Here is a 19,437-nt window from a genome sequence, read left to right on the forward strand (position 1 = left end):
GCTCCTTGGTACGGTGGGGGAGAGCGGGGCGGATCCAGCGAAGCAGCAGTACCGCACGCCCGCATCTCGGACCGTCACCGAGCGTGACCCTTCCGGACGGCCGGACGCGCCGTACCCTCCCGGCAGGCTTAGGCTCGGACCAGCTGACAAGGGGATGGTGTTCATGTGCCGCTGGCTCGCCTACTCGGGTTCACCCCTCGTGCTCGACGCCGTGCTCTACCGTCCGGAGCACTCGCTCATCAACCAGAGCCTCTACGCGCGCATGGGTGTCGAGTCGACCAACGGTGACGGGTTCGGCGTCGGCTGGTACAGCGCGGACGGCACCGGTGACGGCACGCCCGCCGTCTTCAAGGACACCGCGCCGGCCTGGAACAACCGCAACCTGCGCGAGCTGGCCGGACACGTCCGCTCCCCCCTGTTCTTCGCGCACGTCCGGGCCTCCACCGGATCCGCCATCCAGCAGACCAACTGCCACCCCTTCCGGCACGGCCGCTGGCTGTGGATGCACAACGGGGCGATCGCCGACTTCCACCGGCTCCGGCGCGACCTCTGCATGGCCGTGGACCCGGCCCTCTTCCCCTGCATCGAGGGCTCCACCGACTCCGAGGTGATGTTCTACCTGGCGGTCACCTACGGTCTCGACCAGGACGTGCCCGGCGCCGTCGCCCGCATGGTCGGCCTGGTGGAACGGCTCGGCAAGGAGCACGGAGTGGCCGACCCGCTCCAGATGACCGTGGCCGTCAGCGACGGCGAGCGACTCTGGGCGTTCCGCTACGCGAGCGAGGGCAAGTCCAGGTCGCTGTTCTACAGCAGCGCCGCCGAGACCGTCCGCCACCTCCACCCCGAGCTGCCGTTCCTCGCGGACGTGTCCGACGAGACGCGGCTGGTGGTGTCCGAGCCGCTGGGCGACCTCCCCGGCGTGTGGAACGAGCTGCCGGAGGCGAGCTACGCGGTGATCCCCGCCGCCCCCGGCGTCGACTACCTGCCCTTCGTGCCCGAATTCTAGGCTTCGCCCCCGGCTCGGCTTCGCCCCCGGATCAGGCCGGATCCGCGGCCAGCGCGGCCGTGAGGGTGAACAGGGCGCCGTCCGGGTCGCGCAGCGCCACCCACCGGTCGGTCGCGTTCGACATGACCTCCGAGACCGTGACCCCGCCCAGCTCCACGGCGGCCCCGACGGCCGGCCCCAGCCGGGGCACCCGGAAGTGGACGTGCCAGCGCGGGCGGGTGTGCGAGGAGTAGGCGGCCGGCTCGACCGGCCCGCTGTTCAGGCGCGCCACCGGCTCCTCGCCCTGCCGCAGCACCACCTGGTCCTCCTCGTAGGACACCTCGCAGCAGCCGGCGCGCCCGGTGGCCCACTCCAGCACCGCCCCGTAGAAGATCGCCGAGTCGAAGGCGTTGCGGGTGCGCAGCTCCAGCCAGGCCGGCGCCCGGCCCTTGCCCACCCGCCAGTGGGCCGACACCGCACCCTCCCAGATACCGAAGACGGCGCCGTCGGGATCGGCCGCCAGGGCCGCCCGGCCACCGGTGGCGAAGGAGACCGGCCCCACCGCGATGGTGCCGCTGCGCTCGCGGATGCGGGCCGCCGCCGCATCGGCGTCGTCCACGGCGAAGTACGGGGTCCACGCCACCGCGACCGCCAGGTCGGAGGCGAGGGCCCCGATGCCCGCCACCGGCACGCGGTCCAGCTCGGCGACCGAGAAGGCGTCGCCGAGCCGGGCCCGGCGGAAGGTCCAGCCCACGACCGCGCCGTAGAAGCGCTGCGCCGTGCCGAGGTCGCGGGCCATCAGGCTCACCCAGCAGGGCGCCCCGAAGACCTCCCTGGTCGATATCTCCACCGCTCGCTCCGTCCCTCGAGGCTCCCGGGCCGCACCGCGCCCGTCCCCACCCGCTCCATCCGTCCCATTCTGGTCCCTTTCGGGAGGATCCACGCGGGCGGGACCGGCATCGGCCGCCGGGAGCCGCCCGGCCACGGCCAAGAACCGGCAGGACGCCCGCACCGGCCGGGACCCGATTACCGCTGACCGGCGGCGTTGGGCAGGATGGGCCGCATGACCGAGATCCTGACCCCCCGCCTCATCCTGCGCCGCTGGACCGACGACGACCTCGTCCCCCTCTCCGAGATCAACGGGGACCCGGAGGTGATGCGCTGGATCGGCGACGGCTCGGTCCGCGACCTCGAGGAGACCGCCGAGGACATCGAGCGCTGGGAGGAGGAGTGGGACGAGGAGGGCTTCGGCCTCTTCGCCGTCGAGCTGCTCGGATCCGGTGAGCTCATCGGCGTCGTCGGCCTCTCGGTGCCCGAGTACCTGCCCGAGATCCTGCCGGCCGTGGAGATCACCTGGCGGCTCGGCCGGCAGTACTGGGGCCAGGGCTACGCCTCCGAAGCCGCCCACGCGACCTTGGAGTACGCCCTGCAGGACCGGGGGCTGGACCGCGTCGTCGCCGTGAACCGGGCCGGCAACGAGGAGTCCGAGAACGTGATCCGCAAGCTCGGGATGGTCGCGGAACGCGACACCTCGCACCCCGAGCACGGCCACCTCCTGAGGGTCCACGCCATCGACCTCACCGAGTACGAGGCCTGAGCCCGGAGGGGCCGACCCGTTCTACGTCTCCCCGTCCACGGCTCTACGCCTCCCGGTCCGCGCCGCTGCCCGGGGCCTGCGCCGCGCCGCCCGCGCGGACCGCGTCGAGGGCCGCCGCGTGCAGCGCGGCCGGGTCGCCGTGGTGGGGCAGCGGACTGCCGGTGAGCGTGTACCACTCGTCGGCGTCCTTGTACTGCACCTCGAACCCGGCGAGCCCCCCGGCCAGCGCCGTGGTCCGCAGGGTGAGCGGGCCGGTGATGACGCCGACCTCGTCGGTCATCGCGCCGCCCGGCCCGGCGAGGACCTCGTCCTGCCACTGCTCCCGCCCGCTCATGATGCGCACGTGTCCAGCATGGTGGTCAGCATCTTCTTCTCCGGTTCGGTGACGGTCAGCCCGTAGGCCGACTTGACGGTGGTCCAGGCCCGCCCGTACTGGCACCAGCTGGACTTGTCCGGCGGCTGCCACAGGTCGGGGCTCTGGTCGCCCTTCGCGCGGTTCGAGGAGGCGGTCACGGCGATCAGCTGGGGGTGCGTCAGGTCGTTGGCGAACGCCTTGCGGCGGGCGGCGTCCCAGCCGGCCGCGCCGGAGCGCCAGCCCTCGGCGAGGGGCACCATGTGGTCGATGTCCATCGCGGCCGCGTCCGTGACGGACTTCCCGTCGTAGAGGCTCTTCCACGAACCGGAGACGGCCCGGCATTCGGCGTCCCGCTTCACGTCGGAGCCGTCGCGCTCGAGCACCACCTCGCGGGTGTCGCACTTGTCGCCCTGCTGCGCCCAGTGCGCGAACTTCGCCCGGCTGTACCCGGCCATCGTGCCGACCGGTGCCACCTTCAGAGCGGCCAACTGCGTGCGGGCCACGGCCGTCGGGACCAGGCCGGGCAGTACGTCCCCGCCGGCGGGTCCGCCGCCCGCCCCCGGCGGCGCGGTGTGCGGCGCCGAGGCACCCGGATCCGGGCCGGTGCCCTTGCCGGCGCCCGGCCCGCCCGCCCCGGAGCAGCCGGCCAGGGCCAGCAGCAGCGCGGCCGCCAGCGCCGCACCGGGAACCCGTATCTGACGCACCATGGAACCCGCCCTCCGCCCGACTGCGTGTCAATTCCTTTCGAACCCTACCCAGAACCGGACGAAGAACCGGGCGGGCACCCTCCGGCGTGCGTTGTCAGTGGCGCTCGCTAGTCTCCCCGCATACCGCAGCTCAGGGGGGTTCCGACCCCCCTGTCCGGGCTGCGCGGACAGGGGCCGGACGGGTGGAGGACACGGGCTGATGGCATGGGTGGCAGCGGGCGAGGGGTACGAGATCGCCCTCGTGGAAGGCCGGGTGGCGGCGCGGTCCGCCTCCGGCCGGTCCGCGGGGCGGCAGTTGAAGAGCCTCCCCAGGGCACTGAAGGACCATCCGGAGGTGGACCGGTTGCGGCGGCTCGCCGCATGGCTGGACCGGCACGAGGCGGCCTGCGTCGCACAGGTCGACAGCTGGATGGTGTCCTCACTGCCCGTACCGGCCGCACTGCTGGCCCGTGTCTGGCGCGACGAGGCCTGGCGCGGTGCCCTGCGGGATCTGGCCGTCGTGGGAGACGATCCGGACGAGGTGGGATTCCTGCGGGGTGCCACGGAGTCCGGTGAGCTCAAGGTGGTCGACCTCGACGGCGAGACCGTCCGGCTGTCGCCGCGCACGGTGACCCTGCCGCACCCCGTACTGCTGCCGGACCTGGACGACGTACGGGACTTCGCGGCCGACCTGGGCATCGTGCAGCGGGTGGAGCAGATCCACCGGGCCACCTGGCAGAAGCCCGCCGGGCTCACCGCCACCGCCACCGAGGTGAAGGACTACGCGGGCGGGGTCTTCCCCACCCGGTTCAGCCTCGCCGCGCGGGCGACGGGCCTGGGCTACCGGGTCTCCGGCGGCTACGCCACCTGCAAGGTCCGCGACACCGGCCGGGCCACGGAGGCGGCGGTGTGGATCGGGGAGCCGTACTACGACGCGGAAACCAGCACCGGCGCGCTGACCTGGCACGACGGGGAGGGCCGGACCGTGCGCCCGGCCGAGGTCGGACCGGTCGCCTGGTCCGAGGGGATGCGGATGGCCGCGGCGCTGTACGCCGGGCGCAAGATCGAGGAGGGCGGGGACGCATGAGCACCACCGACAACACCGGCACGAACGCCGGCACGAACACCGGCACGGGGGGCACCCCCGACGCGGGCACCACCGGCACCGGCACCGGCAGCGGGAAGGGCGGCGCGTTCGTGAGCGAGGCCGAGCTGCTCCTGCGGGCCGGCGCCGTGCTGCCGCTCGGCACGCCCGACGCGGGACCCACCGCCGTCGACCTGACCGCGCGCTCCTACCGCCACCCCGCCCTCGGTGAGGACCGCGTCGTCGTCCGGCTCGCCGCCGCCGACCTCGGCGCCGCCGAGGACCTCGCCGCCGGGTTCCTGGGCCTGGTACCCGAACGGACCGACCCGCCCGTCGTCGGCCTCGGCCACCGCCAGGCCCTCGGCTTCCCCGAATGGGTCCTGGTCCACCACCCCGAGGACGGCCACCACGCCCTCGCCGTCGTGCCCGAACTGGATCGCATCGGCCGCCAGGCCAAGACGAAGCCCAAGGCGGCGCTCGACGCCTGCAACGAACTGGCCGGCCGGCTCGCCGCCGCCGTGCCGCACTTCCTTCCCGTCTTCCTCGAACAGGCCGCCCGCACGTTCCTCGCCGTCGAGAACCCCACCTACGCCGCCCAGCTGTTCGGCCGTGCCCGCACCGCCGAGACCCAGCACGGCCTCGCCGTCGACGAGGACCGCCTCGACGCCGTCTTCCTCGAATTCGCCCTGGCCGGCGCGCTCCCCGTGAAGGTGCTCACCGGCTACGGCAAGGAACTCGCCCTGCGCGTCAGCCCCGCCGAGGCCCACCGGCGTTTCCGCCGGCTGTGCGTGCGGCGCACCGCCGGAGGGCTGCCGCCCTCCGCGCAGGCCGCCACCGAGCTGCGCCGCCTCGCCCGCGCGGCGGGCCTCACCGGCACCGAGCCGGAGCAGGACTACCTCGCCGAACTGCTCCCGCTCCCCGCCACCCTGCGCGCCCCGCTCGGCTGGTGGAAGGCGCACCGGGCCGCCCTGGTCGCACTCGCCCGGCGCGTGCCCTCCGTACGCGGCACGCTCCTCGGGCTGACCCCGCCCGGCGGCGGCGACAGCGTCGAGCTCACCGGCCTGTGGTTGGACGTCCTGGAGGAGTCCGGTGCCACCGCCGGGCTGGAATCCGAGGACGTCCCCGCCGACCAGCGCTGCGCCGACGGCACCGCCGGCTGGCTGGAGCGCTTCCACCAGGCCCGCCACACCGGCTGGGGCCGGCGCACCACCCCGCCCGTACTCCTCGACCTGGTCGAGCGCTGCGCGCCGCAGCTGCGCACCGAACTCGCCCGGCCCGGCCGCGAGGCCGGCCTGCGCGTCGGAGTGCAGGACGCCGACCTCCTCGACCTGCTGCTCACCCTCCGCGTGCCCGTCGCCGACCCCGGGACGGAGCACGGCCGGCACCGCCACAGCCGGCTGAACCTGGCGGACTGGGCCCGCGCCGACCAGCGCCGCGACCTGCTCGCCCTCGCCGCCGACGAACGGTTCCACCCGGCGTTCCACCGGGCACTGGACGGCATCGGCGAAGGCGGTGAGGACATCATCCGCCGGGTCGCCGCCGCGCCCGGCGGCCGCCCGCTGCTCACCGAGTGGGTGCGCTCGGTCGCCCGCGCGTCCACCGCCGCCGGGCTGCCCGGAGTCCCCGACGCCATCCAGCGGCTGACCTGGCTGCCCGTCGAGGCACTCGAACTCGCCCCCGGGGAAGTCGCCGAGGCGGCCGCCGCCGACCTCGCCGAAACCCTCGCCCGCACCCTGCGCGGCGGACTCTTCGAAGAACTGGCCTGGCCCTCCTGGGAGAACGCCGTCCGCGAACTGGCCCCCGCCCAGGACCGCCGCGGCCTGACCGTCGTCGAGGCGTGGCCCCACCTGATCGTCGCCAACTCCACGCAGGTCCGCGTCATCGACGCCGACTCCACCGTCCTCACCCACGACCTGCGGATCCCCAGCGGCTCCCACTACCGCCACGGATTCCACTACGTCGACGGCGAACTGCTGGTCTTCTGGAACTCCTGGGCCTCGGACGAGACGCAGGGCTACTGGCACACCTCGCCCGGCACCGTCCTGACCCTGGACACCGACCGCCGGTACGGGCAGCTGCGCTCCGAGCACCTCAGCCTGCCGCTCCCGAACGGCGGCCGCGCCACCGGCGGCGGCATCCTGCACCGGGGCGACACCAGACTGCCCGAGGAGCGGCCACTGCTGTCCGACGGCACCTCCTACTGGGTGTGGCAGTACCGGGACCAGGCCACCGAGCGCGGCTGGCGCGAGTACGACCCCGCCACCGGGGACCTCGGCCGGTTCTCCCTGCCCACCTTCCTCGCCGACACCTCCTCCGGCGGGGACCCGGCGCGGGCCGGCTCCGCCGGCTGGCTGCGGCCCGCGCCCACCGTGCCGGACTCGGCGCTCGGCGAACCCGTCGGCGGCCTGCTCGGCTGGCGCACCGCCCGCGTTCCCGGCCAGGGCTGGCGGGGAACCGACACCGGCGGACGCACCGTCACCGTCCCCGAAGGGGCCTACGCCCCGCTCGCGGCGCTCGCCTTCCCCGGCGACGACCGGCCGCGCGCCCTGTCGAGCGGCTACCGCCAGGTGAGCATCACCGACCCCGACGGGGTGGTCACCGCCACGTCGCGCGACGGCGAGCGGCGGGTCCCCTACGCCACCGCCAGCGTGGACCTCCCGCCGCTCTCCCACTGGTACGCCCTGCGCCCGCGCGACACCGAAGGCTCCGCCGCGCTGCGCGCCGCCGACCGGGAGACCGTCGCCGCCCTGCTGAAGTCGGCCGCCGCGGCCCGGACGGCCGACGAGCTGCCCGCCCTGGTGACCGCGGCCCTGCCCCGGATCACCGCGCCCGAGCTGGTCGGCGGGGTCGTCGAGGTCCTGCGCTTCACCCTCGTCCAGCAGAAGGCCCTGGACGCGGTCGCCGCCCGCCTCAGCCAGGACGCCGGGGCCGCGGAAACCGCTCCCCAGGGGCCCACCGACCAGCTGATCGACCAGGCGCTGAGCGGGCTCACGGGCAGCACCTACTACCGCGGCGGCGCCGACGCCGACGTCGCCCACCGCTTCCTGCGCGGGCTCGCGGCCGCCCGCGCCGACACCGCGGCGGCCGCGGTGCCCGGCAGGCTGCACTTCGACGTGCCGGCCCTGCCCTACTCCGCGCTGGCGTGGACACCGCTGCTCGACCAGCCCGCCGCCGTCGCCTACCGCGCGGTCGCCGCGGGCGCCACCGACGAGGAGCGCGCCGCACTCGTCAGCCTGCTCCGCGAGATCGACGCGCTGGGCCTGGCCTCCGCGGAGGGATCCGCCGCCCGCTGGCGCCGGGTCGTCGTCCACCTCGACCAGCGCCACCTGAACACCCCCGCCGGAGCCGAGCGCAACCTGCACGGACGTGCCGTGCTGCCGCTCGGTGGCGGAGCCGTCCTCGCCACGACCGAGTACAGCGCAGCCGTCCCCGACGGCCACGAGTTCGGCGCCCTGCTGCACGACCCGGCCGGCCGCTTCACCGTCCCCGGGCCCTACACCCTGCGCGGCGCCGCGCTGCCGGGCGACCCGGAGCGCGGCGGCGACTGGCTGGCCCGCTTCCTCGCCGAAGCCGCCGACCGCGGCCCCGCGCCCTTCCACCCGCACGCCGCGGAGGAGTTCGCCCGGCTCACCGGCGTCCCCGCCGCACTGGCCCGGCTGGTCATCGCCGGGCTGCCCTCCGTCGACAGCTGGGGGCAGCACTTCCTCACCCCCGAGCAGCGCACCCTCCTCGGCGTCAAGGCCGCCGAAGCCGCCCACGCCCGCGACGAGCTCAAGGGCCTCGACCTCGTGGTGCGGCGGGCGGTCGTCGCCGCGCTGCTGCCCCGCGACCCGGCCCTGCTGTGGACCGAGGGCCCCGACGCCGCTGCCGCCGCCGCGGTGTGGAACCGGCACGTCGGCCGGCGCACACCGGTGCCCGACTGGCTCCTCGCCGAGGGCGCGCGGGTCCTGCGCACCGGATGGGCCGTGCCGCACGCCCTGTCGGCCCTCCTCGATCCGTCCGCCGCCCCGGAACTCTCCGTCGACGTGCCGTGGACGGTCCGGGGCGACCACGCGGAACCCCGCGAGCCGGCCACCCGCCCGTTCACCGCGGCCGTCCTGACCTCCGCCCTGGGCGCGATGGCCTGGCTCGCCCACCGGCTGCCCGCGGGCGACCCCGTACGAACGGCGCTGCCGCCCGCACTCACGGCCGTACGGCAGCGGCTCGCCGCCCCCGAACTGCTGATCGAGAGCGGGCACTACACCGACCTCGCCGACTTCCGGAAGGCGGCGGGCACACCGACCGAGACCGGTGAGGGCTTCGAGCGGTACGGCGCGGTGGTGATGGCCACCCACGACAACCGGCCCCGCCCCGCCCTGCGCCCGGCCCTGCTGGACTCCACCGGCTCCGACCCGTACCTGGCGGTCCTGCGCGGCGACGGCCGGGGGGCCTCCGCGACCGAGACGGCCCTGCGGGCGGCCCACGACCCCCGCTTCGCCGCCCTGCTCGCCGACCCGGGCGCCCCGGCGGCGGGTGACGTCGACAAGGACGGCACCTGGTGGCCGCAGGACCCCGCCCGCTCGGTCCCCGACCTGGTGGCGGAGGCCGCCGCGGAACACGGACTCGGCGCCGACGCGGCCGCCTTGTACCTGATGCTGCTCGCCATGCCGGACCCCACCGACCGCCACACCGCCCGCTGGACCGGCTGGAAGCCGGCCCGCCTCAAGGCCGCCCGCGCCGAACTGGGCGCCACCGACCTGGTGGTGACGGCAGGGCGGAGCCGGGCCGGGCGCTCGCTGTTCCTGCCGGGCGGGTGGGCCGACCTGGCCTCCCCGGTGCTGCCGGTGGAGCAGTGGAAGCTGCCGATGTACGGGCACCGCCTGCTGGGCCCGCTCGTGCCCGCCGAACCCGCCGCCGACCTCTACCGCAGGGCCTGGCAGCGGGTACGCGAGGGCGACGCCCCGCGTTTCGAGGAGCTCAAGGTGAAGCGGACGCGGGGGCGCGCCCGCAGGACGTGACGGCGGCGGGCACGCGGTTGACGGAGCCGGGGCCGGCGCGGTGCGGCTCGGTTCGGTTCGGGCCGGCCCGAGGGGGACGGGGCGGGGACGGGTGGGCTGGGCTCGGGCTTGCCCGGTCCGGGCGTCCAGAGCGGGCCGGCTCGTTCGGGACGAGCCGAGCGGCCCCCGGCTCCGGCTGCTCGGTCGGGACCTGGGCCGGTCGGGATGCAGGGATCCCGGCAGGGAACGCCTGCCCGCCTCGCCGTCCCGGCGGCGCGGTCCGCCGCCGGCCCTTCGCCCCGCCCTTCGTGCGCCGCACGCGGGGCAGGGCGAGGGGGTCGGGGCGAGGGGGGGGGCCGGGTCCCGTCCGCCCTGCCCGCTCCCACCGGTTCCGCTCCGCCCCGGCTCGCACCCCGTGCGTGCTGCCCGCTCCCTCACCGTCCCGTGCCGTCCCGCACCGTCCCGCGCCGTCCCGCGCCGTCCCGTCCCGCACCTCGTTCCCCGTCCCCACCTTCGTCCCACCCCTTTCCGCACCACCCAGGAGTACCCCGATGACGCTCACCGATCAGGCCGCCGCGGCGGCCACGCCCGACCGGCAGGTCCAGCCCGCCGAGGAGCGGTACGCCGCCGAACTCGCCTTCCTCGCCGCCCACGACCCCGGCCCCCGCCCGCCCGGCTGGGCACTGACCCCGCGCGCCGTCGTCACCTTCGTCTGCGGCAGCGACGGCGCCGAACTGGTCTCCCCGCAGGGCGGGGCCAAGCGCGTCATCGCGCCCAAGTTCGTCGGCGAACGTGCCCTGGTGGAACGCTGCGTCGTCACCCTCGCCGGGGAACGCGGCCTGCTGCTCACCGGCGAGCCCGGCACGGCCAAGTCCATGCTCAGCGAACTGCTGGCCGCGGCCGTCTGCGGCACCAGCTCCCTCACCGTCCAGGGCACGGCCGGCACCACCGAGGACGCCTTCCGGTACGGCTGGAACTACGCGCTGCTGCTCGCTCAGGGGCCGAGCGCCGGCGCCCTGGTCGACTCGCCGGTCCTCTCCGCCATGCGGACCGGCAGGGTGGTCCGCGTAGAGGAGATCACCCGCTGCCTGCCGGAGGTCCAGGACGCGCTCGTGTCCATCCTGTCCGACCGGCGGGTGACCGTGCCCGAACTCACCGCCACCGAGGACGCGGTGGTCTCCGCGGCCCCCGGCTTCACCGTCATCGCCACCGCCAACCTGCGCGACCGCGGTGTCTCCGAGATGTCCGCGGCCCTCAAGCGGCGCTTCAACTTCGAGACGGTCGCGCCCATCGCGGACGCGGACGCGGAAGCCACCTTGATCCGCCGCCAGGCGGTCGCCGCCGTCCAGCGGGCCGGCGCCGCCTTCGGCGTCGACGACGCCGTGCTCGACGCGCTCGTCACCGTCTTCCGCGACCTGCGCTCGGGACGCTCCGCCGAGGGCTGGGACGTGGAGCGCCCCGGCACGGTCATGTCCACGGCCGAAGCCGTGCAGGTGGCGGCCTCGCTGGGGGTCGCGGCCGCGTACCTGCCGGGTGGGGACGTACTGGACCTGCTGCCGGGGCACTTGCTGGGCGTCGTACGCAAGGACGATCCGGCCGACCACGGACGGCTGCTGGGGTACTGGGACGGTCCGGTCCGGCGCCGGGCCGAGGACGGCTCGGCGATGTGGCGGCGCCTGTGGGACCTGCGCGGGAGCCTGCGGTGACCCCGGCGCTCACACCGGCGCGGACCCCGGCCGAGCCGCGTACGGCCGTCGAGGCGCTCGCCGCGTCCCGCGAGCCGTACCTGCTCGGCGTGCGCCACCACAGCCCCGCGCTGGCGGCGCTCGTCCCCGACCTGCTGGACGCCTCCGGCGCGGACGTGGTGTGCGTGGAGCTCCCGGCGGACTTCCAGCCCTGGCTGGAGCACCTCGCCGATCCGGAGACCGTCGCCCCCGTCGCGTTGGCGGGGACGGGCCGGGACGGCCGCCTGGCCTTCTACCCCTTCGCCGATTTCTCCCCGGAACTGGCCGCGATCCGCTGGGCCGCCGCGCGCGGGGCGGCCGTCCTGTGCTGCGACCTGCCCCTGTCCGCCGGCGGCTGGACGGTGCCGGACGCGTCCGCCCTGCCGCCCACCGCGGCACCGGATTCCGCGCCGGACCAGGACCAGGACCCGGCACAGAACCCGGCACAGGACGCGGACCAGGGCGCGGACGGGGCCGCGGCTGCGGCAGCCCCGCGCGGACGCACCTTCGCCGACGCGCTCGCCGCCGCCGGGACCGGCCGGGACGGGGAGGACACCTGGGACCGGGCCGTCGAGGTCCTCGCACCCGGCTGCTCCCCGGAGGCCGTACGCCGGGCCGCCCTCGGGGTCGGTTGGGCACTGCGTACGGACGCCGCCGCCACCGTCCCGGCGACCGACCTCGCCCGCGAGGCCCACATGCGCGAGGTGATCGCGGGCGCCCTCGCCGCGGGCCACCGCGTGGCCGCCGTGATCGGCGCCTTCCACGCACCGGCCCTCCTCGGCATCCCCAGCGCGGGCGCTCCGGCCGCCACCGCGGCACCGGCCCCGCCGGCGGGTACCGGCACGTCCCCGACGACCCCGCCGCACACCGGGCGGGCCGCCGGGGGAGGGGAGGGGCGCCGGGGCCGGGCGGGGGCCGACCGGCAGGACGCGGCGCAGGCCGTCACCTCGCTCGTGCCCTACTCGTTCGACCTGCTCGACTCCCGCTCCGGCTACCCCGCCGGGATCCGGGACCCCCTCTGGCAGCAGGCCGTCCTGGCCGCGGGCGGCGACCCCCGCCTGCTCCGGGAGGCGGCCTCCGTCGCCGTCACCGGGATCTGCCGGGAGCTGCGCCGGGCCGGCCACACCGCAGGGACCGGTGAGGCGGCCGAAACCCTGCGGCTCGCCTGCGACCTGGCCGTCCTGCGCGGGCTGCCCGCGCCGGGCCGGGGCGAACTGCTCGAAGCCGTCACCACCGTGCTCGGGCAGGGCGAACCGCTCGGCCGCGGCCGGGCGCTGGCCCGCGCCCTCGAAGCGGTCCTCGTCGGCACCGGGCGCGGCCGGATCACCCCGCACGCCCCCCGCTCCGGCCTCGGCCCCTCCGTCGAGGCCGAGCTGTCGGAGCTGGGGCTGCCCCGCCCCGACGACCCCGCCCCCCGCGAGGTCCGGCTCGACCCGCTGCGCTCCGCCCTCGACAGCCGCCGCGAGATCCTCCTCCAGCGGCTCCTGGTGTGCGGAGCCTCCTACGGCGAGCCCCTCAGCGTCGCGACCACCGGCGACGGCACCGCCCTCGGCACCAAGTGGCGGCCGGCCTGGACGCCCGCGGTCCCGGCCCGCCTCGACCTCGCCGGTGTCCGCGGCGTCACCGCCGCCCAGGCCGCCGCAGGGACGCTCCGCGACACGGCACGCCGCGCCGCCGCCGACGGCGGACCGACCCCGGCGCAGATCCTCGCGGGGCTGGCCGCGGCCGCGCGCTGCGATCTGCCCGAGCTGGTCGACGTACGCCTGGAGGAAGCGGCCACGGTCCTGCCGCAGACGGCCACCCTGCCCGAACTCCTCGACGCCCTCGACCTCCTGGAGGCCCTGCGGCGCGGCCATCTGCCCGGCACGGGCGATGTGTCGCGCGCCGCGGCCGCCGCGCTCACCGGCGATCTCCTCGAAGCGGCCGTACGGTCCCTGCCCGGCCTCGCCGGCAGCGAGGACACCGCCGACGCCGCGGCCCTGGTGGCCCTCGCCGACCGGGCCGCCGCCCGGCACCTGGGCCTGCGCACCGACGAGGCCCTGGCGGACCTGGCGGCTGCCGCATCCCCGCTGATCCAGGGAGCGGCCCTGGCCGTACGGGTGCTGCTCGACCTCGATCCGGCCGCCCGGCTCGGCGAGCGCGCCGCCGGCTGGATCGACGCGGCGACCGCACCCGACGGGCGCCGGGCCCTGACCCGGCGGCTCAGCGGGGTGCTCACCGCCGCAGGACCGCTCCTGCAGTCCTCGCCGGCCGCGCTCACCCCGCTCCTCGACCGGGTCGAGCACCTCGGCGACCAGGAGTTCCTCGACCGTCTCCCCGCCCTGCGCGGGGGCTTCGACACCCTGTCGCCCGCCGCCCGCGACCGCCTGCTGGACACCGTCGCCGAGCGGCTCGGCGACCGGGTCGACCTCGCGCTGGACGCACCACCCGCGCTGCTCGCCCTGTGGGCTGCCGCCGACGCCGCCGGACTCGCCGCGCTGGAGGAGCTCCCGCGACCGCAGGCGTCCCCACCGGCCGGGACGAAAGCCCTCGCCCGGGCTCGGGCATCGGCCGAGGCCGAGGGCCCGGGCGCGCAGCCGGCGGCAGCCGGGGTCCGGGGCCTCCGCCCGCCCGCCGGGACCGCCCCGCGGCTCGCCCCCGCCGACCGCTGGCGGTTGCTGCTCGGCCGCGAGCGCGACCGGCTCCCCGCCGGGGCCCGCCGCTACGCCCACGCCCTCGACGAGCTCTACGGCGCCGGCCGCGGCGAGGGCTCCGCCGACCGCCTCGACGGCGGGGGAGGACCGGGCGGTCGGGGCGGCGGCCAGGAGGCGTCCTTCCCCACCGCCCGGGAGTGGTCGCGGGAACTGGAGGCGCTGTTCGGCGCCGAGGTGCGGGAAGAAGTGCTGGGCGGGGCGGCCGAAGCGGGCCGCACCGACGTACTCGCCCAGCTCGATCCGGGGTCCGTGCGGCCCTCCGTGGAACTGCTGGGCGCCGTCCTGTCGCTCGCCGGCGGCATGCCCGAAGCCCAGCTCGCCCGGCTGCGGCCGCTGGTCAGGCGGCTGGTCGACGAACTGGCCAAGGAACTCGCCACCCGGCTGCGCCCGGCCCTCTCCGGCCTCGCCACCCCCCGCCCGACCCGCCGCCCCGGCGGCAGACTGGACCTGGCCCGCACCCTGCGAGCCAACCTCGCGCACACCCGGCGCAAGCCCGACGGCAGCATGGTCGTGGTCCCGGAACGGCCCGTGTTCCGTACCCGGACCAGCCGTGAGAGCGACTGGCGGCTGATCCTCGTCGTCGACGTGTCCGGCTCGATGGAGGCCTCCGTCATCTGGTCGGCGCTGACCGCGGCGGTGCTGGGCGGCGTCCCGACCCTGTCGACCCATTTCCTCGCCTTCTCCACCCAGGTCGTGGACCTCACCGACCGGGTCGAGGATCCGCTCTCGCTGCTGCTGGAGGTCCGCGTCGGCGGCGGTACCCACATCGCCGCCGCACTCGCCCACGCCCGCACGCTGATGACCGTGCCCAGCCGCACCCTCGTCGTCGTGGTCAGCGACTTCGAGGAGGGCGCCCCGATCGGCGGCCTGCTCGGCGAGGTCCGCGCGCTGGCCGCCTCCGGCGCCCACCTGCTCGGCTGCGCCGCGCTCGACGACACGGGCACGCCCCGGTACTCCGTCCCGGTGGCCCGGCAACTCGTCGCGGCCGGGATGCCGGTGGCCGCCCTCAGCCCGCTCGCCCTCGCCCGCTGGGTGGGCGACCGACTCCGTGGAGAACCCCGTTGACCACCGCACTGCCACCCGTCGCACCCGAGGTGCTGGCCGAAGCCGTCGAGCAGCTCAGCGCCCGGCTGCGCAAGAAGCTGGACGCCGCCACCGCGGGATGCCCGGCGCCGGCCGACGGCGGGGCGGACGGCGGCGTCGTACTCGCCTTCGGGGAGGACGCGGTCGTCACCCTGCGGCCCGGTCCGCGCGGGGCCGTGACCGAACCCGGACAGGCGGTCTGCACCTGCCTGCTGTCGCCCCGCTGCCTCCACCGCGCCGCCGCCCTGGCCGCGGCCCCCTTGACGGATCCGGCCCCGTACGAACCGCCGTCCGCGGCCGAGGGCCGGGCCCCGGCCGCGGATCCGGCTCCGGCCCGGACCCCGAACCCGACCCCGGAGCTGGATCCGGCCCCGGTCCCGGCCGCAGACCTCTCCCCGGCCCCGGCCCCCGCCCTCACCGCGGCACAGCTGCGCGCCGCGGCCGGGCTCTGGCGGGCCGCCGCCGATGCCCTCGCCGCCGGGGTGACCGCCGCAGGCACCGTCGTGCAGGCGGAGTTGCTGCGCGCCGCGCACACCGCGCGACTCGCCGGCCTGCCCCGCGCCGAGGCGGCCGCGCTGCGCGTCGTGCGGGGCCTGCGCGCCGCCCGGGGCCAGCAGGCCGGGCAGCGGCTCGGGGCGCTGACCGACGCCTTCCGCGAACTCCTGCGCACCGCAGCGCTCCTGGCCGCCGGTCGGGCGGACGCCGCCCTGACCGGTACGTCCCGTCGCACCTACGCGTCCGGGGGAAGCCTCCAGGTGTACGGCCTGTGCCGGGAGCCGGTCCTCTCGGCGACCGGGTACGGGGGCGTGGTCACCCACCTGCTGGCGCCCGACGGCGCCGCCTACTCGCTCGCCGACGTGCGCCCCGGCGGCCTCGCCCGGGCCCGCGGCGCGGGGTCGGCATCCGTCGCGCTCGGCGGAGCCGTCCTCGACCACGCCGGGCTGGCGCGCGGCGGCCTGCGGATCGTCGGCGCGACCGTCTCCCCGGAGGGACGGCTCGGTGCCGGACGCGGGGTCAGGGCGACCCCGCTGCGCGGCATCGCGTGGACCGAGGAGCCGGCCGCGGCGCTCTTCGCCCGGCCGGCCGCCGAGGCGGTCGCCGACCGGCCCGCGGATCCGGAGGGCGCCGAACCGGCCCTGCTCGGCTGCGAGGTCGCCGTCGTCGGGCCGGCCGGGGACCACCTCCTGGTACGGGAACTGCGGCCGGGTGCGCCCCTGCTGCGGCTGCGCCCCGCCCACCCCCACCCCGAGCTGGCGCACACGGAGAACCTGCGGCGCCTCGGTTCGTACCCCGGTCTGCGGCTGCGCGTGCTCGGGCGCCCCGACCTGGACCGGGCCGCGACCTTGAGCCCCCTGGCGGTCGGTCCGGTGCCGGGCGAGGAGTACACCCTGCGGCTGCCGGAGGAGTGGCTGGGCCGCGCCGACCTCGGCTACGACCGGCTCCAGGGCGTCCACTTCCCGCCCCGGGCCGACACCGGCCCCGCTCCCGAGCCGGCCGCCGCCGGCCCGGACCCGCTGGCCGACTCGCCGCTGTGGCGGGTACGCCGGCTCCTGGAGAGCGGGGTCGCGGGCGGTCGCCGAGCGGTGGCCGAGGCGGCCCGGGGCGGTGAACCCCTCGCCGGGTACGGAGCCTTGCGCCGGGCCGGACTCACCGGCGCGGCGGATCTGGCCGCGGCCCTCGCCGCCGAGGCGGACCGCCGCCCCCGCGACGCCTTCGGCCGCCTGGCCGACCCCTCAGCGGAGGCCTACGCCCACGCCTGGCTGTCCGCGGCCGCCCACCTCGCAGCAGCCGAACGCTCCTTGATCACCACGTCCTGGACCTCCGCCCCACCCCCCTGACCCGCCCCCAGCCACCCGCCGATCACACGGAGGTCCGCCGCCCCGATCCCCCGGCCGGGATCCACCCGGTGCAGCAGGGCCCGGCCCGGATGGCAGGCGGCCACCCAGGCCCGGTCGGCGTCGGTGATCTCGTCGTCGACCCAGATGAACGGCCGCCCTGCGGCGAGGCCGACGAGCGTCGGTGTCTTCCAGTGGAGCCCGCCCCGCCCGTCCTCCTCGCAGGGCTCGGGCCACTCCACCACCGGCAGCTCCGACAGCCCGAGCCGCGGCGCCACGCACGCGTTGGCCTCGGCCATCCAGGTCGTGGCCCACACCAGTCGGCAGGGCAGGGCGGCGAGACGGGGTCCGAGCGTGCGGTCGATCCTGGCGAGCAGGGGGTTGGCCGCGTCCCCTTCCGGATAGGGGCCCGCCCCGAACGGGATGAGGGGTCCGTCGACATCGAGGAAGAGCAGGGGGAGTTCGGCCGGAGGGGTCATGACAGCACCGTAACGCCGCTCCGGCCGCGTCCGGTTTCCGCGGCGTCAGCCGCGACGGGCCGGGTGGGGCCAGTGGGTGTCCCACAGGGAGCAGCGGTGGGCGGTTCGGGCGTCGATCGGGTGGGGTCCGGGCGGGGCCGGGTCAAGGAGCCCCCGCCGTGGAACCAGACCATGACGGGCCGCCCGGCCGGGGCGTGGGCGGGAGCGCCCGACGGGGCGGTGACGTTCAGGTACGGGCAGTCCTCGGAACCGCTCGGCCCGCCGGGCCCGCGCGGGCAGCTGCACACAGCGCGCCCCGGGCGCACCCGCGTCGCGCACGCCCGCCCACCGGGGCACCGGCTGCGGAAGCCGCCAGCGCAGTGCGCCCGTCGGGGGAGCGGCGTACGGGAAGCCCCCGAAGGAGCGGTGGGTGCCGTGGTCGACGTCCCGCACCCGTCCCCGGCCGGTGTCCGCGACGGGCCGCGGGCCCGTCGGCCCCCACGGGCGCGGGTCGGTCGGCCCCACCGGGGCGGGAGGCGGTCGGCCCCGCAGGGCGCGGGTCCGTCAGCCCTACCAGGCGCGTGTCTGTCGGACCCACCAGACGCGGGTCGGTCGGTCGCGCCAGGACGGGGCGCTCGGGACCCGGCCGCTGCGGCCCCGGCGCCGCGCCCGCCGCGACGAGCACGGCCGACAGCGTCGACCCCCAGCGGCGGGGCGCACCGGCGCCGGAACCTCCGCACATCGAGCACGCGTCAGCCTCGCCCCGGACGGCGGCTGTACCTCCGGCCCCACCCCCGTTTGCCCGCCCCGAATGGCGCAGTGGGCGGATCCGGTCGTCAATGTAACAAAGCGTGCGCTTCCCACGACGCACGATGACCGGCGCGCGATGTGTAGACCCGCGTGTCGGCGAACGGAGCTTTCCATGAATGACCCCATCACCCTCCCGGCGACCGACCCGGAAGACCCCCGGGAGATCCCCGAGACCACCCGGACGGACGCCCCCGACCCCGAGCCGGTGCGCACCCTGCTGAACACGGCGGCCACCTGCCGTCCCCTGGCCGAGGTCACCGCACTGGTGAGCCTCCTCAAGGACAGCGGACAGTCCGATCCGGGACACGAGGCGCTGCGTACGGCCGCGGTGGCCCGCCCCGTGCACGAAGTGCGGGAGATGGTCGCCCTGCTCGGCGAAAGCCCGCACGAGGGGGATGCGGCGGCCATCACGCTGCGCGCCGCCGCAGTCGGACGGCCCATCGAGGAGGTGGCCCTGCTGGCCGGCATCCTCGGCACCGAGGAGGCCGACCAAGCGGGGCAGCCCCCACCGTCCCAGGCGTCCGACGCGCCCGGCCCGGTGCCGCCCGAGCCGTCGGGACCGCCCGGGACCGCGCAGGAGGCGTACGCCCGGGAGCCGTCCGCGCGGGCCGAGCCCGCGGAGGCGCAGCACGCCCCGGGGACGTACGCACCGCCGCACCGGGAGCGGCGCGACGCCCCGGACGCGCAGCCGAGCCGGCGCGCCCGGCCGGACCGTCGCGACCCGGCCCGGCCGCGACCGGCCCGCTCCGGACCTGCGGCCCTGCGGCACGTGCTGCGCTGGCCGGTGGCGACCGCCCTGCTGGTCACCGCCGCGCCGCACCTGCCGGCGGATCTGGCGGCCCTGGGATCGGCGAGGCCCCTGGACCTCCTGCCCCTGCTCGTCGCGGTGCTGTGCATCGGCTTCGGCGTGCTGCTGGCGGTGCGGGACACCGCGCCGGTGTGGCGGGCGGCCGCGGTCACGGCCCTCGGCGTCGTCGCCCTGCACGTGTGCGCGGGCGTCACGGCCTTCGACCCCCTGGCCGGAGCCGTCGGCGGGACCGTCGGCTGGGCGGGCAGCATCGTGATGCTCAGCGCGGCCGCCGGCGCCGTCCTCGCGGGAGTGGCGCTGGCGAACCGCCGGGAGGGCGCGGCCTGATCCCGCGCGCAGGACA

The 19,437-nt window shown here is 77.0% G+C and carries 11 protein-coding genes and 2 pseudogenes; 8 read left to right on the top strand and 5 right to left on the bottom strand.

Annotated features, from left to right (window positions below; all coding sequences use genetic code 11):
- The first annotated feature begins 163 nt into the window (after window positions 1-163).
- Entirely contained in the window at window positions 164-1,006 is an 843-nt protein-coding gene (locus AC07FY_RS06675) for a class II glutamine amidotransferase (RefSeq protein WP_479001399.1), read from the top strand.
- Between the two features lie 31 nt (window positions 1,007-1,037).
- Here the strand turns inward: AC07FY_RS06675 and AC07FY_RS06680 are convergent, their stop codons facing one another.
- Complete coding sequence (locus AC07FY_RS06680; protein WP_479001609.1) at window positions 1,038-1,784, bottom strand: VOC family protein; 747 nt, start codon at window positions 1,782-1,784, stop codon at window positions 1,038-1,040.
- A 264-nt stretch (window positions 1,785-2,048) separates the two neighbouring features.
- Between AC07FY_RS06680 and AC07FY_RS06685 the strand changes: the two genes are divergently transcribed.
- Window positions 2,049-2,582 carry a GNAT family N-acetyltransferase gene (locus tag AC07FY_RS06685; RefSeq protein WP_479001402.1) on the top strand — a complete coding sequence of 178 codons (534 nt, stop codon included), beginning with the start codon at window positions 2,049-2,051 and terminating at the stop codon, window positions 2,580-2,582.
- A gap of 43 nt (window positions 2,583-2,625) precedes the next feature.
- Here the strand turns inward: AC07FY_RS06685 and AC07FY_RS06690 are convergent, their stop codons facing one another.
- On the bottom strand, window positions 2,626-2,916 hold the full coding sequence (locus tag AC07FY_RS06690) for a hypothetical protein (protein ID WP_479001612.1): 291 nt from the start codon (window positions 2,914-2,916) through the stop codon (window positions 2,626-2,628).
- Window positions 2,913-3,644 (bottom strand): GmrSD restriction endonuclease domain-containing protein, encoded by a 732-nt coding sequence (locus AC07FY_RS06695; RefSeq protein ID WP_479001405.1) that lies wholly within the window; start codon window positions 3,642-3,644, stop codon window positions 2,913-2,915. Before AC07FY_RS06695 ends, AC07FY_RS06690 begins: the two co-directional genes overlap by 4 nt.
- Window positions 3,645-3,843: 199 nt before the next feature.
- Here AC07FY_RS06695 and AC07FY_RS06700 point away from each other — a divergent pair, with 199 nt between their 5' ends.
- The 5 genes from AC07FY_RS06700 (at window position 3,844) to AC07FY_RS06720 (ending at window position 17,021) form a co-directional block, all read left to right on the top strand.
- Complete coding sequence (locus AC07FY_RS06700) at window positions 3,844-4,710, top strand: DUF4132 domain-containing protein (protein ID WP_479001408.1); 867 nt, start codon at window positions 3,844-3,846, stop codon at window positions 4,708-4,710.
- Window positions 4,707-9,704 carry a DNA-binding protein gene (locus AC07FY_RS06705; protein ID WP_479001410.1) on the top strand — a complete coding sequence of 1,666 codons (4,998 nt, stop codon included), beginning with the start codon at window positions 4,707-4,709 and terminating at the stop codon, window positions 9,702-9,704. Before AC07FY_RS06700 ends, AC07FY_RS06705 begins: the two co-directional genes overlap by 4 nt.
- Before the next feature lie 530 nt (window positions 9,705-10,234).
- Complete coding sequence (locus AC07FY_RS06710; protein ID WP_479001413.1) at window positions 10,235-11,389, top strand: ATP-binding protein; 1,155 nt, start codon at window positions 10,235-10,237, stop codon at window positions 11,387-11,389.
- Complete coding sequence (locus AC07FY_RS06715) at window positions 11,386-15,165, top strand: DUF5682 family protein (protein WP_479001416.1); 3,780 nt, start codon at window positions 11,386-11,388, stop codon at window positions 15,163-15,165. Before AC07FY_RS06710 ends, AC07FY_RS06715 begins: the two co-directional genes overlap by 4 nt.
- Entirely contained in the window at window positions 15,162-17,021 is a 1,860-nt protein-coding gene (locus AC07FY_RS06720) for a hypothetical protein (RefSeq protein ID WP_479001419.1), read from the top strand. The genes AC07FY_RS06715 and AC07FY_RS06720 overlap by 4 nt, the downstream gene beginning before the upstream one ends.
- 2 nt (window positions 17,022-17,023) lie before the next feature.
- Here AC07FY_RS06720 and AC07FY_RS06725 read toward each other — a convergent pair.
- Window positions 17,024-17,497, bottom strand: a pseudogene (locus AC07FY_RS06725) (HAD domain-containing protein); the annotation flags it as partial.
- Window positions 17,494-18,001: pseudogene (locus tag AC07FY_RS06730) on the bottom strand (carboxylesterase family protein). The pseudogenes AC07FY_RS06730 and AC07FY_RS06725, both read right to left, overlap by 4 nt.
- Window positions 18,002-18,398: 397 nt before the next feature.
- Between AC07FY_RS06730 and AC07FY_RS06735 the strand changes: the two are divergent.
- Window positions 18,399-19,421 carry a hypothetical protein gene (locus AC07FY_RS06735; protein WP_479001422.1) on the top strand — a complete coding sequence of 341 codons (1,023 nt, stop codon included), beginning with the start codon at window positions 18,399-18,401 and terminating at the stop codon, window positions 19,419-19,421.
- Window positions 19,422-19,437: the final 16 nt, after the last annotated feature.

Source organism: Streptomyces sp. NPDC045967 (genome assembly GCF_056430495.1).

What these genes read in the sequence shown, in the direction of transcription:
- AC07FY_RS06690 (WP_479001612.1), bottom strand. Translation starts at nt 2,916, where the DNA reads ATGAGCGGGCGGGAGCAGTGGCAGGACGAGGTCCTCGCCGGGCCGGGC.
- AC07FY_RS06680 (WP_479001609.1), bottom strand. Translation starts at nt 1,784, where the DNA reads ATGGCCCGCGACCTCGGCACGGCGCAGCGCTTCTACGGCGCGGTCGTG.
- AC07FY_RS06705 (WP_479001410.1), top strand. Translation starts at nt 4,707, where the DNA reads ATGAGCACCACCGACAACACCGGCACGAACGCCGGCACGAACACCGGC.
- AC07FY_RS06735 (WP_479001422.1), top strand. Translation starts at nt 18,399, where the DNA reads ATGAATGACCCCATCACCCTCCCGGCGACCGACCCGGAAGACCCCCGG.
- AC07FY_RS06695 (WP_479001405.1), bottom strand. Translation starts at nt 3,644, where the DNA reads ATGGTGCGTCAGATACGGGTTCCCGGTGCGGCGCTGGCGGCCGCGCTG.
- AC07FY_RS06685 (WP_479001402.1), top strand. Translation starts at nt 2,049, where the DNA reads ATGACCGAGATCCTGACCCCCCGCCTCATCCTGCGCCGCTGGACCGAC.
- AC07FY_RS06700 (WP_479001408.1), top strand. Translation starts at nt 3,844, where the DNA reads ATGGCATGGGTGGCAGCGGGCGAGGGGTACGAGATCGCCCTCGTGGAA.
- AC07FY_RS06675 (WP_479001399.1), top strand. Translation starts at nt 164, where the DNA reads ATGTGCCGCTGGCTCGCCTACTCGGGTTCACCCCTCGTGCTCGACGCC.
- AC07FY_RS06710 (WP_479001413.1), top strand. Translation starts at nt 10,235, where the DNA reads ATGACGCTCACCGATCAGGCCGCCGCGGCGGCCACGCCCGACCGGCAG.